Raw genomic sequence first — 19,975 nt, 5'->3', positions numbered from 1 at the left:
AACACTTTCAATATTAGAACGTTAGACTGATTGCTTTTGTTCTATTAATAAGAAACGCCATGCCAGAATTATTATCTGACATGGCGTTTTTTCTATATAAGTTTTATTTTAAGCGATTTCCTTACAAGCTTCTGCACATCTCTGACAGTGTTCGTGGTCGTGTTTCTGACATTCATTTCCGCAAGCTTCGCAAATTTTGGCGCATACTGCTGCTAAATCAGAAGAAAATGGAGAACCTCTCATTAATGCTTGTTCCAGAAATCCACAGATATCTGCACATTCGCGATCCAGTCTGATGAACTTTGCCATCATATTTACGTCTTCTTCCTTCAAACAGGCATCGTAGCAATGGTTACAAGCTTCCATACATTCATGTAACGTCTGAATCAGTTGTCGGTGTTGTTCATGTGCCATTGTAAATACCTCCTATAGATTTAAATACGCTTGCATTAATTGAATTCCCATCCATTTCGCATATAAACCGATATTGGTAAACTCCATAGAAAATGCACATAATTTTAATGATGATTGTCCTTCTCCACTTATTCAATAATGTAATTCGCCTAGAAAAATCAAAAAATAGTTCCTTTTTTATTATTAGATTGAAGATTTGGATCTTATTCTACTTTAACCTGTCCCATCATCCCATTGTCCTCATGTTCAAGTATGTGACAGTGGAACATATGTATGCCTTTATTTTTAAACTGAATGGCAATTTTCACAGTCTCATCCGGGGCAACGGAAAAACTATCTTTCCAGCCTCTTTCGTTCTCAGGTGGTGCTTCTCCATTCCTGGAAAGGATTTTAAACTGAGCACCATGGATGTGGAACGGGTGAATCATGCCGCCCATCATGTCTGGTTTATTATAGATTTCCCATACTTCGGTGACACCTTGTTCCTGCGTAAAATCAATTCTTTCAGAGTCAAATTTTTTACCATTTATCGTTACCTGATCCATCATGCCGAAAAGTTCAATTTCTTTTGTTACTGGTAAATTCTTTTCTTCTTCCGTAACTGAAAAGTCATTCATTTCATCAGGTATATCTATGGTTTTACCTGTTTGATCTGTGATTTCAAAAGGTAAGAGCGTGGTACCTTCTTCGTTTACTAAAGCAATCTCTTCATTAGTTTTAACTTGTGAGAAGTCAATGACTATTTCGGCCCGTTCTGAAGGCGTGAGTGTGATTTCTTGCATTGAGACCGGTTCATTTAAAAATCCGCCGTCCGTTGCGATTTGTACAAAAGCATCTTCTGTATTTAGTTTAACGGTGTAGTTTCTTGCATTTGAGCCATTTAAAAGTCGAAGCCTTACTTTTTCTTTATCTACAGTTAATTTTGGATTTAATGTTCCATTAATTAATGATGTATCTCCGACAGTGCCATCTTCATTTGCTGCTGCTTTATAATTCAACTGTTTTTCGTCATCAAAGACTCTGTCCTGGAAAATGAGAGGAATGTCATTTTCTCCATATTCACTTGGTAATTCGAGATTTTTTGAATTTTGGTCCTCGATATAAATTAACCCAGCAAGTCCGTTGTACACTTGTTCAGAGGTTTTTCCTTCCGGGTGGGGATGGAACCACAATGTGGCAGCTTCCTGTGTCACTTCAAATTCAATAGTACTCTCTTCGCCTGGCTCCAATACATTGTGTGGACCACCATCGTCATTCCCTGGCACTTCCAATCCATGCCAGTGAAAAGTGGTATTTTCATTGAGTTCATTGATTAAGTTTATTTTCACAGTATCTCCTTTTTCAAATTGAAGCATGGGACCTAGAAACGAGTCATTATAGCCATATGTTTTTGTTTGAACGCCATCAAATATTTCTGTTTCTCCTTTTTGCGCGCGTATTGTATACTCAGTTCCTTTGTTGCTGTCGCTTTTGAGTACAGGGGGGATATTCAGTTCATTCTCTCCTGTCGAATCAATTAGACTTACCACATCATCATGATCCATATGACCATTACCCATGGAACCATTATTCATTTCTCCTTCACTGGAGGAGTTATTCATATTTTCTTCCATAGAATTTTCATTGTCCTCATTCATATTCATCTGTTCATTTGAATCCTTTCCATTGTTAGTATCTTCTACAGATGCTTCTCCGTCATTGCTTGTACAAGCTGATAAAACAATGACCATCATCAGAGAAAACAAGCTTATCAATAGGTTCTTTTTTCTCATACTTTACAATCCCTTCTTTCTACTTTTAATAAAGAACTTGTCATTCCTTTATGTATTAGACTAGATTATAATTTTCGAGAATCCGTGCATAAAATGAGTATTTAATATGACAAAAACTACATGTAAAATTAAGTTTAAAAAACGACCATTAATTGGACTATTTTGTGAAAGAATAAATGGTCTTTTAAACCTATGATTAAAGACCAAAAACCCGTATAGTAATCAACGTATAAATAATATAAAAATACATGATTTTTTGAACTCAAGCATTAGCTGTGGGCTTTGATTTGTGAACATTGATAGGGTAAGTGTTTGTTTAATACAATGAAAGCGACTAAAAAAGAGTGAAGGAATGGCGAAAATTGGATATGCACGTGTCAGTATTCGAAATCAGAACTTAGATTGTCAAATTGATATATTAAAGGCAGTCGGATGTGACCGTATACTCTCTGAAAAAGTGAGTGGACGAAAGTTTAAATGTGCATAATTAGATAACTGTCTCGACTATTTGCGTAGCGGTGACACACTTGTAATTACTAAGCTCGATCGATTGGGATGGACGACAAAGCCACTGATCGAATTATCGCAACATCTTGAAGACAATGGGATAGACTTGGAAATCATCGATATGAACATTAATATGAAAGATGCGATAGGGAAAATATTCTTTACGATGTTGAGAGGATTAGCTGAACTCGAAGCCAGCATACTTAGTGAAAGAACAAGAAAAGGGTTAGAATTCGCATAATCGAGAGGCAGGGTCGGTGGACGACCACGAATCACTCAAGAGAAAGTGAATGTGATTGTGTCGCTCTATCATAGTAAAACAGATACCATCAACGAGATAGTGAAAATGGCGGGTGTGTCAAAAGGGACGATATATAATGTAATCAATCAAGAGAAATTGAATACACAGCAGGATATGATGCTTATTCGATACGCGAGAATCGGTTCAATCCGTCGCATTGAGATGCGTTGAAAATATAATAAATATACATAGAAAACCGGTGTTACAAGAAGTACAATCGATACAAGCAGTCCAGCATTGAAATTAGACTAGGAAATGTATAGGAAACGTCTCAGGTGACCTATACGGTACTGGATACAAAAGGAATGCTGAAAATAACTGATTATCAGTAAATACATTATTTATAAAAGATACCCGCAGAATGTAAAGACTTCTTTACACTCTGCGGGTAATTTTTTAGTGTCTATGTAAAGATAAATTTACATTATAGAGAGCGTATTCAATGAAAATGGTTAACTATATAAAAGAAATATGTCTGTCCAGAGGGGGACCCAGGTTAAAATGGCTGAGGATTTACAAGTCACGAGATAGACTATCAATGCAATTGAAAAGAATAAATATAATCCGAGTCTGGAGTTAGCACTAAAACTGATAGAATATTTTGATATACCAATAGGCGAGTTATTAATTTTAAAGGGGGATGGTGAATGAGTGAAAATGATGAAAAGAAAGCATTGATTCAAGAGAAATATAGTTCATTGTTCATGATTACTTGCACGTTTTTTGGAGCTATTCTGGAATCGCTTCTGCTGTATTTTATAAAAGGAGAATTTCCATATGAAGTGCTTGCAGGTGGATTAGCGCAATTATTATTCTAATAATTATTGAGGTAATAAAAAAGAAGAGCAAGAAAGATAATGTACCGGAAGTTGATGAACGGGTAACTCATAATATTTTTAACTTCTTTGTATATAGCTCGCATATCTTTACGGCTATTTTGATTATCGGTATAGCAAGCAGTATTTACAATGATGGGTAATGAATCAATGCCATTAGTCTATCTCTGGATATTCTTTTTTATATATGGGCTGAAGGAATAGGTGCTCTTATTGTTAAAAGAAGATAGGGATTGAAGATACTTGTCAAGACGTGGAATATTTGAGGTTTCGCGCTTTTATTTGGATTAGAAAATATTTCTAAATAGAAAGGAATATCTTGGGGAATATAGTACAATAGGAATAACTTCCAATATTTATAAGTGAGGGTTGTTTTATGGGATATCAGAGCGAGGTAGCACTTGAGAATCAAGTAATGGAACAGCTTGGACAACAAGGTTTTGAGAATGTAAAGCTGTATTCCATTGAAGCAATTACTGATAACTTCAGAAAAATATTAAATGAACGGCATCAGGATAAATTAAATGGGAAACCGCTGACTGACAGTGAGTTTGATCGACTGATGACTCAAATAAATGGTAAGAATGTATTTACCAGTGCACAGATTTTAAGAGATAAATTTGTCCTTAGAAGAGATGATGAGACTGAAATTTACCTCGAGTTTTTCAGCAAAGATTCATGGCGCAAGAATACATATCAGGTAACAAATCAGGTTGCAGTGAGTGATAAGTACAAAGGGCGTTATGATGTAACAATACTTATTAATGGTTTGCCGGTGACTCAAATTGAACTTAAACGCAGCGGTGTAGCAATTAATGAGGCATTTAACCAAATTGAACGTTACAGAAGAGATAACTATAAGGGGCTCTTTAAATATGTTCAATTATTTATTGTGAGTAACAGTCAAAATACAAGATATTTTGCAAACAGTGATAAAGAAATATTTAAAAGTGCAATGTTCTACTGGTCAGATGAGAAAAATAATACAATCAACAGACTGACAAACTTTCTGGAAGATTTCTGTACACCATGCAGATTATCTAAAATAATCAGCCGATATATGATAGTGAATGAAACAGACCATAATTTAATGGTGATGCGTCCGTATCAAGTCTATGCTACAGAAGCTTTAATTAATCAGGCATTAGAAACTAATAATAACGGCTATATCTGGCATACAACTGGAAGCGGAAAGACTCTGACTTCTTTTAAAGCGAGTCAGCTATTGTCTGAAAGACCTGAAATCCAAAAGGTAATCTTCCTCGTAGACCGGAAAGACCTGGACGCACAGACTATGGCTGAATTTAATAAGTTCCAGAAAGACTCAGTGGACTTTACGAAAAATACAGCAAAACTTGAGCAGCAGCTTGCAGATAAGTCTCAACCGATGATTGTGACGACAATTCAAAAGCTCAACAATGCGGTAAAAAGAAATAAAAGAGTTATGGATCAGTATAAAACTGATAAAGTAATTTTCATAATAGATGAATGCCATCGTTCGCAATTTGGTGAGATGCATACTCAGATTGCTAAACATTTTACGAATGCTCAGTTTTTTGGATTTACTGGAACACCGAGATTTGAAGAGAACAGAAGTGCAGACGGCAGAGCAACAGCCGATATTTTTGATAAGTGTCTGCATTACTACTTAATTAAAGATGCGATTCGTGATGGAAACGTCTTAGGATTTTCAGTTGAGTATATAAATACTTTTAAAGGTGAGAATCCGTTCTTGAACGATGAGTATGTGTCAGGAATTGAAGCAAATAAAATATGGATGGCTGACGACCGTATTGATTTGGTTACAGATTATATATATAATATCCATTCCAAGAAGACAGTCAGAAAAGAATATTCAGCAATATTGGCTACCCAAAGTATTGAAATGGCGATGAAATACTATGATGCTTTTAAAGCTAAAGAAGCTGAGAAAACAGACAACAAGTTGAAAGTTGCAACAATCTTTTCATATGAAGCTAACCAGGATACACGGGATGGAGAAGTTAAAGAAGCTGCTAAAGACCAGCTGGCTCGAGTCATTACGGATTATAATGATTTGTATGGTACTAATTTTTCTTTAGATTCCTATGATGGCTATTTTAATGATATCTCGAAAAGAGTTAAAAAAGGAATAAGAGGCGAAAAAATAGATGTTCTTATTGTTGTGGGGATGTTTTTAACCGGCTTTGATAGCAAGAAATTAAACACACTATATGTCGATAAAAACTTGAAACACCATGATTTAATTCAAGCATATTCCAGAACAAACAGAGTTGAAAAATTAACAAAACCATATGGTAATATCGTGAACTTTAGAAATTTAAAGCAGGCAACTGATGATGCCATAAAACTGTTCTCTCAAACAGAGGACACTGATACAGTGATTCAAAAACCATATGAAGATTATTTATTTGAATTTAAAAAAGCTCTGTATGCTTTAAAAGCGATAGCACCAGAACCAGAACATGTAAGCTATATTGAAAAAGAAGAAGAAATAAAAGAATTTGTTGAAGCTTTCAGAAGAATGAGCAGAACTTTAGTAAAGTTAAAAACTTTCATCGAGTTTGAATTTACTGAAGAGGTGACTGGAATTGATCAACAGCAGCATCAGGATTATCGCAGTCACTACTTAGATTTATATGAAAAACATATTAAGAAACCAGATCCGGAGAAAGCTTCAATTCTCGACGATATAGACTTCGAAATTGAAATCATCCGAAACGAAACGATTAATGTAAGTTACATTGTTAATCTGATTAATGATATTGATCTGGTTAATAAAGGTAATCAGAAACGTGAAATTGCGAGTATTAGAAATATACTTGATGGTGCGGATGATGAACAGCTGCGTTTGAAATCAGAATTAATTAAAGAATTCCTAGATACAGTTGTTCCAACATTAGGGAGAAACGCTAATGTGGCAGCGGAGTATTTGAATTTTGAAGAGGAACAAAAAATTAAAGAACTGAATGAGTTTGCTAAAGAAAACGACTATTCTGAAGAACAGCTGAATGAGTTACTGTCAGAGTATCAATTCAGCGGTCAGGTTTACCGGAAAGATATTGAAGAGGGTATCTCTGGTTCTTTCTTAGTGCGACGTAAGAAAGTGGATAAGATTCAAAACTACATTAAAGAAGTGACGGCAAAATACGGCGTGTAAAATTACTCCTGAGAACATTGTTTCTTAGGGGTTAGTCGTGTTGATTTTCAGGAGGAGTAATTATAATGATGACAGTAACAGAGAAACAGAGACAGCAGCAGGCTGAATTACAGAAGAAATTATGGAGTATCGCTAATGATTTGCGTGGAAATATGGATGCGAGTGAGTTCCGTAATTACATATTAGGGTTAATATTCTATCGTTTCTTATCGGAAAAAGTAGAAGAAGAAGTAGATGGTTTATTAGAAGAAGACAAAATTTCATTTAGTGAAGCTTGGGAAGATGAACAGTTAAAAGAAGCATTGTCTGACGAGCTCATTACAAGAATCGGATACTTCATTGAACCTGAGTTTTTATACAGCAGTCTGGTTCAAGATATTGAAGCAGGTAAATTTGATATTGAAGATTTGTCTAAAGCGATTAACAAAGTAGAGGAATCTACATTAGGTACGAACAGTGAGGATGATTTTGTTCATTTGTTCTCTGATATGGATTTAACTTCAAATCGTCTAGGAAATAATGTATCTAACCGTACGAAGTTAATTTCTAAAGTAATGCTAAATTTAGCGGATTTACCGTTTGTGCATAGTGACATGGAAATAGATATGCTTGGTGATGCATATGAGTATATGATTGGGCAGTTCGCAGCGACTGCAGGTAAGAAAGCAGGGGAGTTCTATACACCGCAGCAAGTTTCTAAACTTTTAGCAGAGATTGTTACAACAGGAAAAGAGAATTTACGCAGTGTATATGACCCGACGTGCGGGTCAGGTTCATTGCTGTTACGTGTAGGCCGGTTGGCACATGTACGTCATTACTATGGACAGGAATACAACAGCACTACATATAACCTGGCACGAATGAACATGCTGCTGCACGATGTAAACTTTAAAGCTTTCTCTATAGAAAATGGGGATACTTTAGAAGAACCAGCATTTGAAGACCAAAAATTTGATGCGATTGTAGCCAACCCGCCATACAGTGCGAAGTGGAGTGCTGATCCATCTTTCTTGGAAGATGAACGTTTCAGTAACTACGGTAAATTAGCACCGAAATCTAAAGCAGACTTTGCTTTTGTACAGCATATGATTCACCACTTGGATGATGATGGAACGATGGCTGTTGTTTTACCGCACGGGGTTCTGTTCAGAGGGGCTGCTGAGGGAGTTATCCGTAAATATCTGATAGAAGAGAAGAATTACTTAGATGCAATAATCGGATTACCGGCTAATATTTTCTTTGGTACAAGCATTCCAACGACAATCTTAGTGTTTAAAAAATCCCGTCAGACTGAGGATGTTCTTTTCATTGATGCCTCACAATCATTTGAAAAAGGTAAGAATCAGAATCATATTACCGACGAAGATGTAGATAAAATATTAGAAACGTACAGAAATCGTGAAACGGTAGATAAGTACAGTTACTTAGCGACTCGTGAAGAAATTGAAGAAAATGAATATAACCTTAATATTCCAAGGTATGTCGACACTTTTGAAGAAGAAGAGCCAGTAGATATAAAGGCACTTCACGAGGAAATTAAAACTATCAATAAAGAAATTGCTGAAGCGGAAGCAAGTCTGCTTGAAATGTTAGATGAGCTTGAAGGTGATGAAGACGGAATGGCACTTATAGAAGCAACGAAAGAGGTGTTTCGTCGATGAGTAAAGAAGAAAGAAAAGTCCCTGAACTGCGGTTTAAAGACTTTCATGACGATTGGGAACAGCGTAAGTTGAAGATGGTTTTCAAAAACTTTATTGTACCTATGAGAGATAAACCTAAAATTTTTTCAGGTGATATTCCTTGGACACGTATTGAAGACATCCAAGGTAGATATCTTCATGGGTCTACAAGTGGAAGATACGTTTCTGAAGATACTGTAAAATCTATGAATTTAAAGGTTATTCCCAAAGACTCTATAATAGTTTCTGTAAGCGCAACTTTTGGAGTCGTTGCTATTGTTTCTAATGACTTAATAACAAACCAAACTTTTATTGGATTGACACCTAAACCTAATTATAATATTGACTTTCTATACTCATTTTTTAAGAGTTCTATAACAAGAAAAAAAATGAGAAATGAATCTGCTGGTTCTACTATATTTTATATTACAAGAAAAAACATTGAGAATATGATAGGGAATTTTCCATCTAATGAGGAGCAAGACAAAATAGGGAAATTCTTAAAGTCACTAGATACAATAATTGCTCTTCATCAGCGTAAAATTAACATGCTAGAAACTCTTAAAAAAGTCTATCTTAGTATAATATTTCCAGATAGATGTGAAACTAACCCAAAAATGAGATTCAAAAATTTTAATGAAAATTGGAAAGAATACAAGTTTTTTGAAAATATCAATAAAATAATTGATTTCAGAGGACGTACACCTAAGAAGTTAGAAATGAAATGGTCTGATAAAGGATATTTAGCTTTATCAGCGTTAAATGTGAAAAATGGTTTTATAGATAAAAATGTTGATGCTAAATATGGTTCTGAAGAGTTATATCAAAGATGGATGGGCGGAAATTATCTAAAAAAAGGAATGGTATTATTTACTACTGAAGCCCCCATGGGAAATGTTGCACTAGTTCCTGATAATAATGGATATATATTGAGCCAAAGAACTATTGCTTTTGATGCAGATAAGAAGATGATGACAAATTTATTTTTGGCTACTATTCTACGAACGCCCTTGGTGATTAATAATCTAATCTCTATTTCAAGTGGGGCTACTGCTAAGGGTGTAAGTCAAAAGTCATTACGTGCTCTTAACCTTATAGTTCCAACTAACTTAAAAGAACAAGAAAGAATCGGTGAATTTTTAACTAATATATATGATGATATCCAAATTCATCAAAAACAAGTTAACATTTTAAATAAACTTAAAAGTCTATATCTCCACAAAATGTTTTTATAATTACTTTATATCTTCTAAAATCAGTAACGTTGATTTTATCTAATCAGCGTTACATTTTAGGAGGTTTTTTTATGTCAGTGAGAAAGAAAGAGAATCAACTATTTTTTAGATATTTCGAAGATTGGATTGAATTATACAAAGTCGGAGCTGTTCGTGATGTTACTTTAAATAAGTATTATATGACCCTTCAGAAACTAGAGTTGTTAGCTCCAAATTTAAGAATGTACGATTTAGATCGTCAAAGTTATCAACAGATACTAAATGATTACGCTTTTACTCATGAAAAACAAACAACAATGGATTTTCATCATCAGTTAAAAGGGGCAATAATGGATGCTGTGGATGAGGGAATTATTGATAAGAATCCTACTCGTAAAGTGATTATAAAAGGAAGAAAAGCTCGACCTAAGAAAATCAAATTTCTTAATCAATTTGAATTGCAGGCTTTACTTAAAAATTTAGATCTTAATGATGAGATTAATTGGGATTGGTTTATACTGTTAGTTTCAAAAACAGGATTACGATTTTCGGAAGCACTTGCATTGACTCCAAATGATTTTGACTTTTCGAAGCAAAGTATTTCTGTAGATAAAACTTGGGATTATAAATCTTCAAAAGGTGGTATGCAGGAAACTAAAAATAAATCATCAAACCGTAAAGTGATAATGGACTGGCAGGTTGCTATGCAGTTTTCACAAATGATTAGAGAATTAGACCCTGAGAAACCTATATTCGTTAAAGGTAGAATCTATAATTCTATGGTAAATAATAGATTGAGAGCATTATGTATTAAAGCTGATATCCCTATTATTTCAATCCATGGACTTAGACATACACATGCTTCTCTATTACTTTTTGCAGGCGTCTCTATCGCTAGTGTTGCAAGAAGACTTGGACACTCCAGTATGATAACTACTCAGGAAACATATTTGCATATAATTAAAGAATTAGACAATCAAGATAACGATAAAATAATAAGACATTTATCTAGCTTGTAATAAAAAATATCTAGAGAGAATTATTCTCTCTAGATAAACATTTTATTTAAGTAAACTTGTTTTATTTTATTAAGTTTGTGCAACTTTCTTTGATGAAGATTAATATAGCTATCTAGTTCCTTTAAAGACTTTCCAATTGATACTTGTTCTTGTAAATCTTTAGGAACTCTCACTCTTTTTTTAAGTACTTCTTTCTTAGTTATCCCTTTTATAGATGTTCCTTGTAAAGCTAATAATTCTTTTTGCAAATTATGATACATCAAATATAGACCGAAATATTTATCTACATTTAAATTACTTAAAGATAGAAAGTCTTGACTAGTAGTATACTCGAAAGGGATAAGAGCAACCTTACCTACACCAACTCTAGTCACAATAGCTAAAGAGTTCTTTGGAATTAATTTTGCAGCAGAGTGTTCCAATCCTATTTTAGTAATTTTCTTATTTACTCTTATACTTTTTACATTATGTTCTTTAAGATCTGAACTTTGTATCCAAGGGATATCACCATCCCAATATATTTTTTTAGATGTTTTAGGTGTACCTCCTCCAAAAGTTTTTTGAGATAAATTAGAGACTTCACACTGTTCCCATGCTTCACTAAAAGATTTAAAGTGCAAACGTGGTATATCTTCACTTCTATTTGAAAACATTACATTAAGATAGACTTTCTTAAGAGTTTTTAAAATGTTAATTTTACGCTGATGAAGGGTGATTATTTTTTCTAATCGTTTAAGAAATTTAGCAATCTCCAATTGTTCTTCTTCATGAATTGGAATAATAATTTTCTTCTCGAAGAAGCTATTAACAGGTATGTTAAGTAACCCATGGTTTCTAGCACCTTCTGCTGATAATTTCATAACTTCACGATGCCATTTATTTGTATCATAGTAAATACTTAAAAAATCTGAGTTAACTTTTTCAGGTCTAAAAACTATATATAATGACGAAAGAGTGCCTTCGTCATACTTATCCAAACGTTTCACTGTACCAAGAGGGAAACCATTTGAATAACTTTTATTATATGCAAAATCACCTTTTTTTAATAAGTAGTAGTTACTCATATCTTTGCTAGCTACTTGTTTATTAAAATACGTGTTTTGATCTACTAAACCATCTTGAGCAGATATTGTAAGTGGAAGTGTAGATTCATTATTTTTATTCTTTCGAGTTATACGTTCTACGATTGTATTTAACTTACGCTGTTCCCAGTCATTTTAATCTATTTAATTAATTTTTTGTCTTAAAACCCTTTTAATGGAATATATAATATCCGATTGAATTTAATGGAAATTTAATAATGAATTATATGTAATTTATCTTTGAATATAAAGGAATATTATTGTGTTAAGATACAGATAATTAATGAAAACGAAGATGGAAGAAGGGATTCAATGAATAAAGTAATCATAGACACCGACACTGCAGGAGACGACACGATTGCAATCCTGACTGCTCTACATAATTTCGACGTTCTGGGAATTACAATTACTGGTGGTAATGTTGATTTTAATCAGCAGATTGACAATGCACTTTATACTACACAGATTGCGGGCCATAACAATATTCCTGTCTATCCGGGATACGATGGTCCAATTTTCGGCAATTCTGAACAAGAGCATACGACTGTTGAGGATGTGCATGGCAGCGATGGCATGGGGGATTCTTTCTTCCCGAAACCCGAGCGTTCCGCGGAATCGAGGCATGCGATTGATTTTATCATCGATACTATTAACGAGAGTCCGGGAGAGGTATCATTGCTTGCGATTGCACCTTTAACTAATATTGCCATGGCGATTAAAAAGGATCCCGGTATCACTAAGAAGATTGAACATCTGTATATTATGGGTGGAACGAATAATGCGCTCGGTAATATTGTGCCTGCTGCTGAGTATAATTTTTACGTTGATTCTGAAGCGGCTAAGCTGGTGCTGCAGTCAGGTATTAAAATGACTATGGTCGGCTGGGATATGTGCACGGATTATTCTCTCATGTTCGATAAAGAACATGCCGAAATTGAAAGTTTTGGCACTGCGGGTTCACGGTTCTTTAGAGATGTGAACAAAGTAGTGAAGAAGTTTAACAAAGAAGTACATAAGCTTGATGGAACGACTCATCCTGATACGCTGCTGGTCGCAATCGCAGCTGATGAAAGAATTATGGAGAAGTCTACTAAGTATTACGTTGATGTTGAAACAAAGGGAGAACTGACACGCGGCTACAGTTTAGTTGATATCAACGGACGGTTAGGTAAAGAGCCAAATGTCAGAGTGTGTGAAAAAGTAGATAGGGATTTATTTAAAGAACATTTGTATGATGTGCTGAAAAGTCTAGAGTAAATTTTTAAATTTAAGTTAATCAAACGGGAAAGAACAATCTTTAACCATATTCTTTAGAGAAGCTATAAATAGATTTATTTGAACCTTTAATAAGTCCCCTTAAAATTTATTATTTTTAAGGGGACTTATTATTATTAAAAAATTATCATAACTAAAAATTATGTAAGCGTTATCATTCGATAAGTTTTTAAAACTATAATTGTATTGTTATTAAAAATAACCTATGATATATTCATGTTGTATACAACATATTCATAAAAAAGCAAAGGGGATTTTTGAAATGATTATTAATCAAAGAGTAGAAAACAAACAACTTACAGAGAAATTGCGAGAAGAATTTCATAAGGTGGAACCTGCGACTATTGGACATCATTTACATTACGGTTTTATGGATCCTAGAATCCAAAGTATGTTAGAGAATGTACAAGTTGTAGGCACAGCATTTACTGTTAGAACTTCTGTAGATGATTCAACGTTAGTTCACAAGGCAGTAAGTATGGCTACAGAAGGAGATGTAATCGTCATTGATAGAACTAGTGATACTAAACATGCAGCAGTGGGAGAAATGGTAGCATATGCAGCCAATTCAAGAAAAGTTAATGCAATCATCATAGATGGTCCCTGTACTGATATTCAAGCAATTAAGGAAATTAATATGCCTTTATTTGCAACAGGACTATCGCCTATAACTACGAAATTACAAGGACAGAGTGGAGAAATCAATACAGTTGTCCAATGCGGTGGTGTAACTGTTCATCCAGGAGATTTAATTTTAGCAGATGATAATGGAGTTTTAGTTATTGATTCGGATTTAGATTATAATTCTGTTTTGAAAAAAGCATTAGAAAGTGAAAAAAAAGAGCCAATTACAAAACAACAGCTTGATGCAGGAAAAGTACTTAGCAGCTTAACAAAAGCTGATGAGTTGATTGATAAAAAGTTAAATGAGGATGGTTAATATGAACAAATATCTCTCATTAATAATAATATTTTTTTTCGCTCTAATTGTAAGCGCTTGCAACAATGCGACTAATGCAGATGAAAAAAATATTGTTATAAAAATGGGGACAAAGATGCCTAAAGAATCTCTTGAAGGACAAATGTTTGAGTATTTTGCTGATACAGTTCATGAAAATAGTAATGGTGAAATCACTATTCAACTTTATCCTGCAGAACAACTAGGTAAGGGAACAACCCAAGTAGATAATATACTGAATGGTACTCAACAAATTTATGCAGAAGGTATCACATATTTTAGTGATTTAGATCCAAGAGTAAACCTTAGTTCAGTACCATTTTTATTTAGAGATTTTGAACATTACCAGAAATTTAACAAAAGCGAATTAGGGCAGGATATTCATAATACATTAATTGAGAATAATGTGAGAATTTTAAATGATGAGAGAAATTTTAAAAGAGGTCCCGAAAGGGTTTTACTTTCTAAAGAACCAGTAGTTTCAGTAGATGACTTAAAAGGTCTGAAAATAAGGTCATTTGAATCTAAAACATACTCAGAGGCATATACTCATGTAGCTTCAAATCCGACTGTAATTGCTTGGACTGAAACGTATTTAGCGTTAAATCAAAACTTAGTTGATGCAGCAACATCCCCATTATCTCTAGTATGGGGAATGAAATTTACTGAAGTTGCTCCACATATGTCAATGGTTGATGAATATCAGCAAGATATTGTGCTGGCTATGAATGAAGAATTTTTTCAGGGTTTAACAGATGAGCATAAAAACATTTTAATCAATGCTGCAAACAAAACAGGAGAAGTCAACAATGACAGAATAAATGAAGTTGTTGACGAACAGCTTGCTCTAATGCAAGAAGAGCACGATATTAAAATTCATGAAATAAATAAAGTAGAATGGTCAGAAGCTTTTGAAGATTTTCATTATCAAATGGAAGAGGATGGAATTGCTCCCAAAGGAACCATAGATTCTATTAAGTCCATAGAATAAGGAATGATTTCGTGAGAAAACTAATAGATAGCATAGCAAATGTTTATGTAATAATCGCGCTCGTAGGTTTAATCATTCTCATTGCTACAATGATTTTCGAAATTGTAATGAGATATTTTACAAGTAGTTCTATAATATGGCTTCACGAATTTTTAGGAATTGTTATTATTTGGATAACATTTTTGGGATTTGGAAAAATAGTTGCTGATCGAGAAGACATAATGATTACTTTTCTTGTCGAAAAATTTGAGGAGAAAACACGTAAAGTAATAATGTATATCAACACCATACTATTACTAATAATTTCAATTGTTTTAAGCATTACATCCATAAGTTTAGCCATCAAAGGATTCAACAGATCAACGTTGTTATTAGAAGCGCCGTATACGTTGTATTATTTCCCTTTAGTACTTCTGATGTTACTTGTAACTTTAATAATGATTGAACATCTTAGACAAATTAAAGATGGAAATATAGATATTTTCACTGCACGTCAGGAGGGGGAAAAATGATACTGGGTATTATAATGTTCGGGGTGTTTTTAATACTCTTAGCAATAGGTTTTCCTGTTTCTTTTGCAATGATTCTTTCAACATTATTAGCATTGCTGTTTGGCAGTTACAGTCTTGAAGTATTCCCAATTCAAACGGTAGAAGGGATCTACGGTTATACGTTATTAGCGGTCCCATTGTTTATACTCGCAGGAAATTTAATGAATTCTGCTGGAATAACACAAAAGATTTTTGACTTTTGTGTTGCTATTATAGGATTTGTTCGTGGGGGGCTTGCTCAAGTAAATATATTAGCTAGTGTCATATTTGCAGGTATCTCAGGAACAGCCGTTGGAGATCAGGCAGGATTAGGTGCCATAGAAATGAGAGCTATGGTTGAAAAAGGTTATTCAAAAGGGTACAGTGCGGCTCTAGTTTTAGGATCTTCAGTCATAGGGGGTATAATACCTCCAAGTGTTCCTTTGATTGTTTATGCATACTTAGCAGAGGTATCGGTAGAAGAGTTATTTATTGCAGGTGTAGTCCCTGGTTTAATCATTGCTGTGACCCTCGGAATTTTTGTGTATACACAAATTATTTCTGGCAAAGTAGAAGCTCCTGAAGCAACAGAATTTAAGATTAGTTACGTAGGCACTACATTTAAAAAAGGATTTTTTGCTTTGTTGGCACCAGTTGTAATTCTTGGTGGAATGTTGGGAGGAGTAGTTACACCTACAGAAGCAGGGGCGATTGCAGCGGCTTATGCAATAATATGTGCTGCTATATATAAAGAATTCAGCTTTAAAAATTTAAGAGAAGGTTTTTTAGCAAGTGTCAGTTCAACTGCATTGATAATGTTTTTAGTCGGTGTTGGAACAGCAATGGGGTGGATTATTTCCGCTGAACAACTACCGCAGTTATTATCAAATGGCTTACTTTCTATGACTGAAAATAAGTATATGATGTTACTTATTATAAATATATTACTACTTGCTTTAGGCGCTGTAATGGAAGGTATACCTATTAAGTTGATTATGGTACCTATATTGTTACCGATAATCGATTCACTAGGAATAGATCGAGTACATTTTGGAATTGTAATGTCATACAATCTTTTACTCGGAATGATAACTCCACCAGTTGGAATAGGATTATATGTAATTTCTAAAGTCGGGAAAGTGAAGTTTGAGGAAGTAGTAAAAGGTATAATACCATTCTATATTCCATTAGTTATTGCATTAATATTAATTACGTTTTTCCCACAACTTTCTTTGTGGTTACCGTCTCTATTATCAGATTAAATTTATAGGAGGATTTTAATATGAAAATTGCACTTGTACAAATGAATACTAAACAGGATAAAGCGAAAAATCTCAACGATATTACTAATTTTATTGAAGAAGCGGCAAGTGAGGGAGCAGAATTAGTTTCTCTACCTGAATATTGTACTTATATGGGTAAAGATGAAGATAAGGTTAAACATGCAGAATCTATCCCCAATGGAGAAACGTTTGAACTGCTTAGTAACTTAGCAAAAACACATTCAATCTTTATACATGTAGGAAGTATCCTTGAAGAATATAACAATGAAAAATCATACAACACAAGTTTTATAATTAATCCACATGGAGAAATAATCGGTAAATATCAAAAAATACATTTATTTGATATAGAAATAGAAGGTGTATCTAAATATATGGAGTCAAATAGTATTATAAATGGTACATCTCCTAAAATGATTGATTTACCTGTTGGAAAGGCTGGACTAAGTATTTGTTACGATATGAGATTTCCAGAATTATATAGAGGATATGCCTTAGAAGGTGCTAAGATACTGTTTATACCAGCTGCATTTACAAGGTATACAGGAATGTTGCATTGGGAATTAATTTTAAGAGCTAGGGCAGTTGAAAACCAATGTTTTGTAATAGCTGCAGGACAATTTGGTGAAAATTTGCCAGGGAAAGAATGCTTTGGGAGTAGTATGGTAATTGATCCTTGGGGAATGGTGATTTCAAGAGCATCTGAAGGAACTGGTGTAATTTATGCTAATTTGGATATGGATTTAGTGGATAAAGCACGTACGAGTATACCATCTCTGCAGAATAGAAAACCAGAATATTACAAAGAGTTATCATAAAAAAATATATAGTTTATAATATACAAGTGTGCAATGGTGTGACCAGCACGCTTGTATCGTTTTTATGAACTTTTTAAAAAAACTACACATCCGTATTTTAAATGAGTATATTTAGAATATACAAGTAATAGTGCGCAAGATAGGAGTATACTTATATGAAGAAAAAGTATTTGAAAGATATAGCGTATGAAACATTAAAAGAAATGATTTTGTTAGGAGAACTTAATGGACCAGTAATTACAGAGCAACAGCTAGTAGATATGCTTAATATCAGTAGAACCCCTATAAGAGGCGCCTTACAAAGGTTAGATAATAATGATAACTTAATTGAAATATTACCAAAAAGAGGTATTTTAATTAAAGAATTATCAGTAAAAGAAACAATAGACTTAATGGATCTAAGATTAGCAATTGAACTGTTTTCTTTCAAAAAAATAAAAAAAAATTTTAATGACCAGCATCTTAGAGTATTGGATAAACTTGTAGAACAGCAAAAAATATATATAGATAATAACGAAATAAGTAATTTTATAAAATCAGACATTGAATATCATAAAGTATTCTTAGATATTTATGATAATAATCATTTTCATAAAGTATTAGATAATATAACGGATCGAATTTTTCTACATGGAATAAAAATATTCACGAAGAATCCAGAACGTTTGCAAGAATCTTTTAAGGATCATATTTTACTTAATGATTGTCTTAGGAGAGAAAACTTTGATGAAGCAGAAAAAATGTTAGAAAATCATATTAGCAAAGGAAAAAGCTTATATTTAAGTTAACTTAAAACTATGGTTATTTTTAGATAACCATAGTTTTATTTTTCAAACACCGTTTTATAAAGTATTTTAACAATATCATCAATTTCCTCAGTATAGAGACTCGCAAATCCCAGTACATATTTTTTCCATTCGTCGTCATTACTAACGTAGTCAGTGGAGAATCTTCTCATGTCGTATAATTCCAGAGAGTATTTTTCAGCACACATTTTTATTTCATCATATGATTTTTGGGTCTTGAATTTCGCAGTAAAGTGCAAGCCTGCTGGAATGTCTGCGATTGCCACCTTATCTTTAAAGTGCTTTTTTAATGATTTAATGAGTGCATTTCTATTATTTTCATAATGCAGATTCATTTTTTTAACATGTCTGCTGTATTCTCCTGATTCGATAAAGTACTTCAAAGTATAGAGTTGTATGCTATTGTTGCCCTGCAGCCAGTTTTTATGTTTTTCTTTATATAATTCCAAAAGATGCAGGGGCAGTATCATATAAGTCATTCTGAAGCTCGGCAACATAGTTTTAGAGAAAGTCCCGATATAAATCACTTTTTCTTCTTTGTCCATGCTGTGCAGTGAAGGGATATTATCAGTTCCGTATTTAAATTCACTGTCGTAATCATCTTCCACAATATAGCGGTTTTCTTTTTCCGACGCCCAGTTAAGCAGATCAATTCTTCGTGATATCGGCATAATCGTACCTGTAGGGAACTGGTGCGACGGTGTCAAAAACTGCAAGGTTGGGTTTTCTTTTTTCACAGCGTCTATATCTGCGCCATTATTATCTAAAGGTATTTCCGCTACATTAATTCCTTTATCAACAAGCATATCCCGTACCCTGGCGTAGCCCGGATTTTCTATCCCTGCTTTAATATCTGCTGTAAATAAATCAACAAGCTGATCGATAAGCGGCTGGGTGCCTGTTCCGATAACTATCTGTTCTGCATAACAGTTAATGCCTCTCGTTATAGTTACCAGGTCTCTGATCGCTTCACGGACTTCTATCGGCCCCTGCGGATGGCTTAATTGTGAAATCTCATATTGATGATTTTCAATGACCTGCTTTTGAAAGCTCATCCACTTTTTATGAGGAAAGTATAGACTGTTCGTAGTCATATGAGATAATGAGTACTTGTATCTTCTAATTTTTTTACTTTCTTTTAATGATTCTTTTAATTTTTTTCGGTTCGAATTTTCCTGTTTAAAAGCATTGAGTTCTACTATGTGAACTGTAACCCGAATAATAGACAGCTTATAAAAAGCGTCTCTTATTCGGGTTTTTCTATGCCCTAAAGATTATCTTGTTTATACTTAAATAAACTATCTGTACGGAGGGCTATCATGGCTAGACA

The 19,975-nt window shown here is 33.8% G+C and carries 16 protein-coding genes and 2 pseudogenes; 14 read left to right on the top strand and 4 right to left on the bottom strand.

What is annotated here, in order from left to right; all coding sequences use genetic code 11:
• Nucleotides 1–108: 108 nt before the first annotated feature.
• The gene (locus tag IR135_RS07765) at nt 109–414 is read right to left on the bottom strand and encodes a four-helix bundle copper-binding protein (protein WP_135098303.1); all 306 of its coding nucleotides are present in this window, start codon (nt 412–414) and stop codon (nt 109–111) included.
• Between the two features lie 203 nt (nt 415–617).
• Nucleotides 618–2,186 carry a multicopper oxidase family protein gene (locus IR135_RS07760; RefSeq protein WP_135098301.1) on the bottom strand — a complete coding sequence of 523 codons (1,569 nt, stop codon included), beginning with the start codon at nt 2,184–2,186 and terminating at the stop codon, nt 618–620.
• A 352-nt stretch (nt 2,187–2,538) separates the two neighbouring features.
• On the opposite strand from IR135_RS07760, the pseudogene IR135_RS07755 reads away from it, so the two are divergent.
• The 7 genes and pseudogenes from IR135_RS07755 (at nt 2,539) to IR135_RS07725 (ending at nt 10,902) form a co-directional block, all read left to right on the top strand.
• Nucleotides 2,539–3,165 (top strand): annotated as a pseudogene (locus tag IR135_RS07755) (recombinase family protein).
• A gap of 271 nt (nt 3,166–3,436) precedes the next feature.
• Nucleotides 3,437–3,645: pseudogene (locus tag IR135_RS11785) on the top strand (helix-turn-helix transcriptional regulator).
• Nucleotides 3,642–3,812, top strand: a complete 171-nt coding sequence (locus IR135_RS07745; protein WP_167753392.1) for a hypothetical protein — start codon at nt 3,642–3,644, stop codon at nt 3,810–3,812. The pseudogene IR135_RS11785 and the gene IR135_RS07745 overlap by 4 nt, the downstream one beginning before the upstream one ends.
• Nucleotides 3,813–4,206: 394 nt before the next feature.
• Nucleotides 4,207–6,990 carry a type I restriction endonuclease subunit R gene (locus tag IR135_RS07740; RefSeq protein ID WP_135098299.1) on the top strand — a complete coding sequence of 928 codons (2,784 nt, stop codon included), beginning with the start codon at nt 4,207–4,209 and terminating at the stop codon, nt 6,988–6,990.
• Nucleotides 6,991–7,058: 68 nt separating this feature from the next.
• Nucleotides 7,059–8,651, top strand: coding sequence for a type I restriction-modification system subunit M (locus IR135_RS07735; RefSeq protein WP_135098504.1), 1,593 nt, complete (start codon nt 7,059–7,061; stop codon nt 8,649–8,651).
• Nucleotides 8,648–9,904, top strand: coding sequence for a restriction endonuclease subunit S (locus IR135_RS11575; protein ID WP_228063461.1), 1,257 nt, complete (start codon nt 8,648–8,650; stop codon nt 9,902–9,904). Before IR135_RS07735 ends, IR135_RS11575 begins: the two co-directional genes overlap by 4 nt.
• Before the next feature lie 71 nt (nt 9,905–9,975).
• Complete coding sequence (locus IR135_RS07725) at nt 9,976–10,902, top strand: site-specific integrase (protein WP_135098297.1); 927 nt, start codon at nt 9,976–9,978, stop codon at nt 10,900–10,902.
• A gap of 29 nt (nt 10,903–10,931) precedes the next feature.
• Here the strand turns inward: IR135_RS07725 and IR135_RS11780 are convergent, their stop codons facing one another.
• Nucleotides 10,932–12,032, bottom strand: a complete 1,101-nt coding sequence (locus IR135_RS11780; protein WP_416212705.1) for a restriction endonuclease subunit S — start codon at nt 12,030–12,032, stop codon at nt 10,932–10,934.
• 264 nt (nt 12,033–12,296) lie between these two features.
• Between IR135_RS11780 and IR135_RS07715 the strand changes: the two genes are divergently transcribed.
• From IR135_RS07715 to IR135_RS07685, 7 genes are all read left to right on the top strand, one after another.
• The gene (locus IR135_RS07715) at nt 12,297–13,241 is read left to right on the top strand and encodes a nucleoside hydrolase (protein ID WP_135098293.1); all 945 of its coding nucleotides are present in this window, start codon (nt 12,297–12,299) and stop codon (nt 13,239–13,241) included.
• A gap of 280 nt (nt 13,242–13,521) precedes the next feature.
• Nucleotides 13,522–14,199: an RraA family protein gene (locus IR135_RS07710; protein WP_167753391.1), complete on the top strand. Its 678-nt coding sequence runs from the start codon at nt 13,522–13,524 to the stop codon at nt 14,197–14,199.
• Between the two features lies 1 nt (nt 14,200).
• The gene (locus tag IR135_RS07705) at nt 14,201–15,208 is read left to right on the top strand and encodes a TRAP transporter substrate-binding protein (RefSeq protein WP_167753390.1); all 1,008 of its coding nucleotides are present in this window, start codon (nt 14,201–14,203) and stop codon (nt 15,206–15,208) included.
• Between the two features lie 11 nt (nt 15,209–15,219).
• Nucleotides 15,220–15,720: a TRAP transporter small permease gene (locus tag IR135_RS07700; RefSeq protein ID WP_135098287.1), complete on the top strand. Its 501-nt coding sequence runs from the start codon at nt 15,220–15,222 to the stop codon at nt 15,718–15,720.
• Nucleotides 15,717–17,000 carry a TRAP transporter large permease gene (locus tag IR135_RS07695; protein ID WP_135098285.1) on the top strand — a complete coding sequence of 428 codons (1,284 nt, stop codon included), beginning with the start codon at nt 15,717–15,719 and terminating at the stop codon, nt 16,998–17,000. Before IR135_RS07700 ends, IR135_RS07695 begins: the two co-directional genes overlap by 4 nt.
• 20 nt (nt 17,001–17,020) lie before the next feature.
• On the top strand, nt 17,021–17,839 hold the full coding sequence (locus tag IR135_RS07690) for a carbon-nitrogen hydrolase family protein (protein WP_135098283.1): 819 nt from the start codon (nt 17,021–17,023) through the stop codon (nt 17,837–17,839).
• A gap of 155 nt (nt 17,840–17,994) precedes the next feature.
• Nucleotides 17,995–18,627, top strand: coding sequence for a GntR family transcriptional regulator (locus IR135_RS07685; RefSeq protein ID WP_135098281.1), 633 nt, complete (start codon nt 17,995–17,997; stop codon nt 18,625–18,627).
• Between the two features lie 35 nt (nt 18,628–18,662).
• On the opposite strand, the gene IR135_RS07680 is transcribed toward IR135_RS07685, so the two are convergent.
• Nucleotides 18,663–19,700, bottom strand: coding sequence for a PLP-dependent aminotransferase family protein (locus IR135_RS07680; RefSeq protein WP_167753389.1), 1,038 nt, complete (start codon nt 19,698–19,700; stop codon nt 18,663–18,665).
• Between the last annotated feature and the right edge of the window lie 275 nt (nt 19,701–19,975).

This window comes from Jeotgalicoccus nanhaiensis, from assembly GCF_015235105.1.
In the GTDB taxonomy this organism is placed as follows: Bacteria; Bacillota; Bacilli; order Staphylococcales; family Salinicoccaceae; genus Jeotgalicoccus; species Jeotgalicoccus nanhaiensis.
The sequence above is the reverse complement of the archived record's forward strand: the minus strand, read 5'-3'. Positions and strand labels throughout refer to the sequence as shown.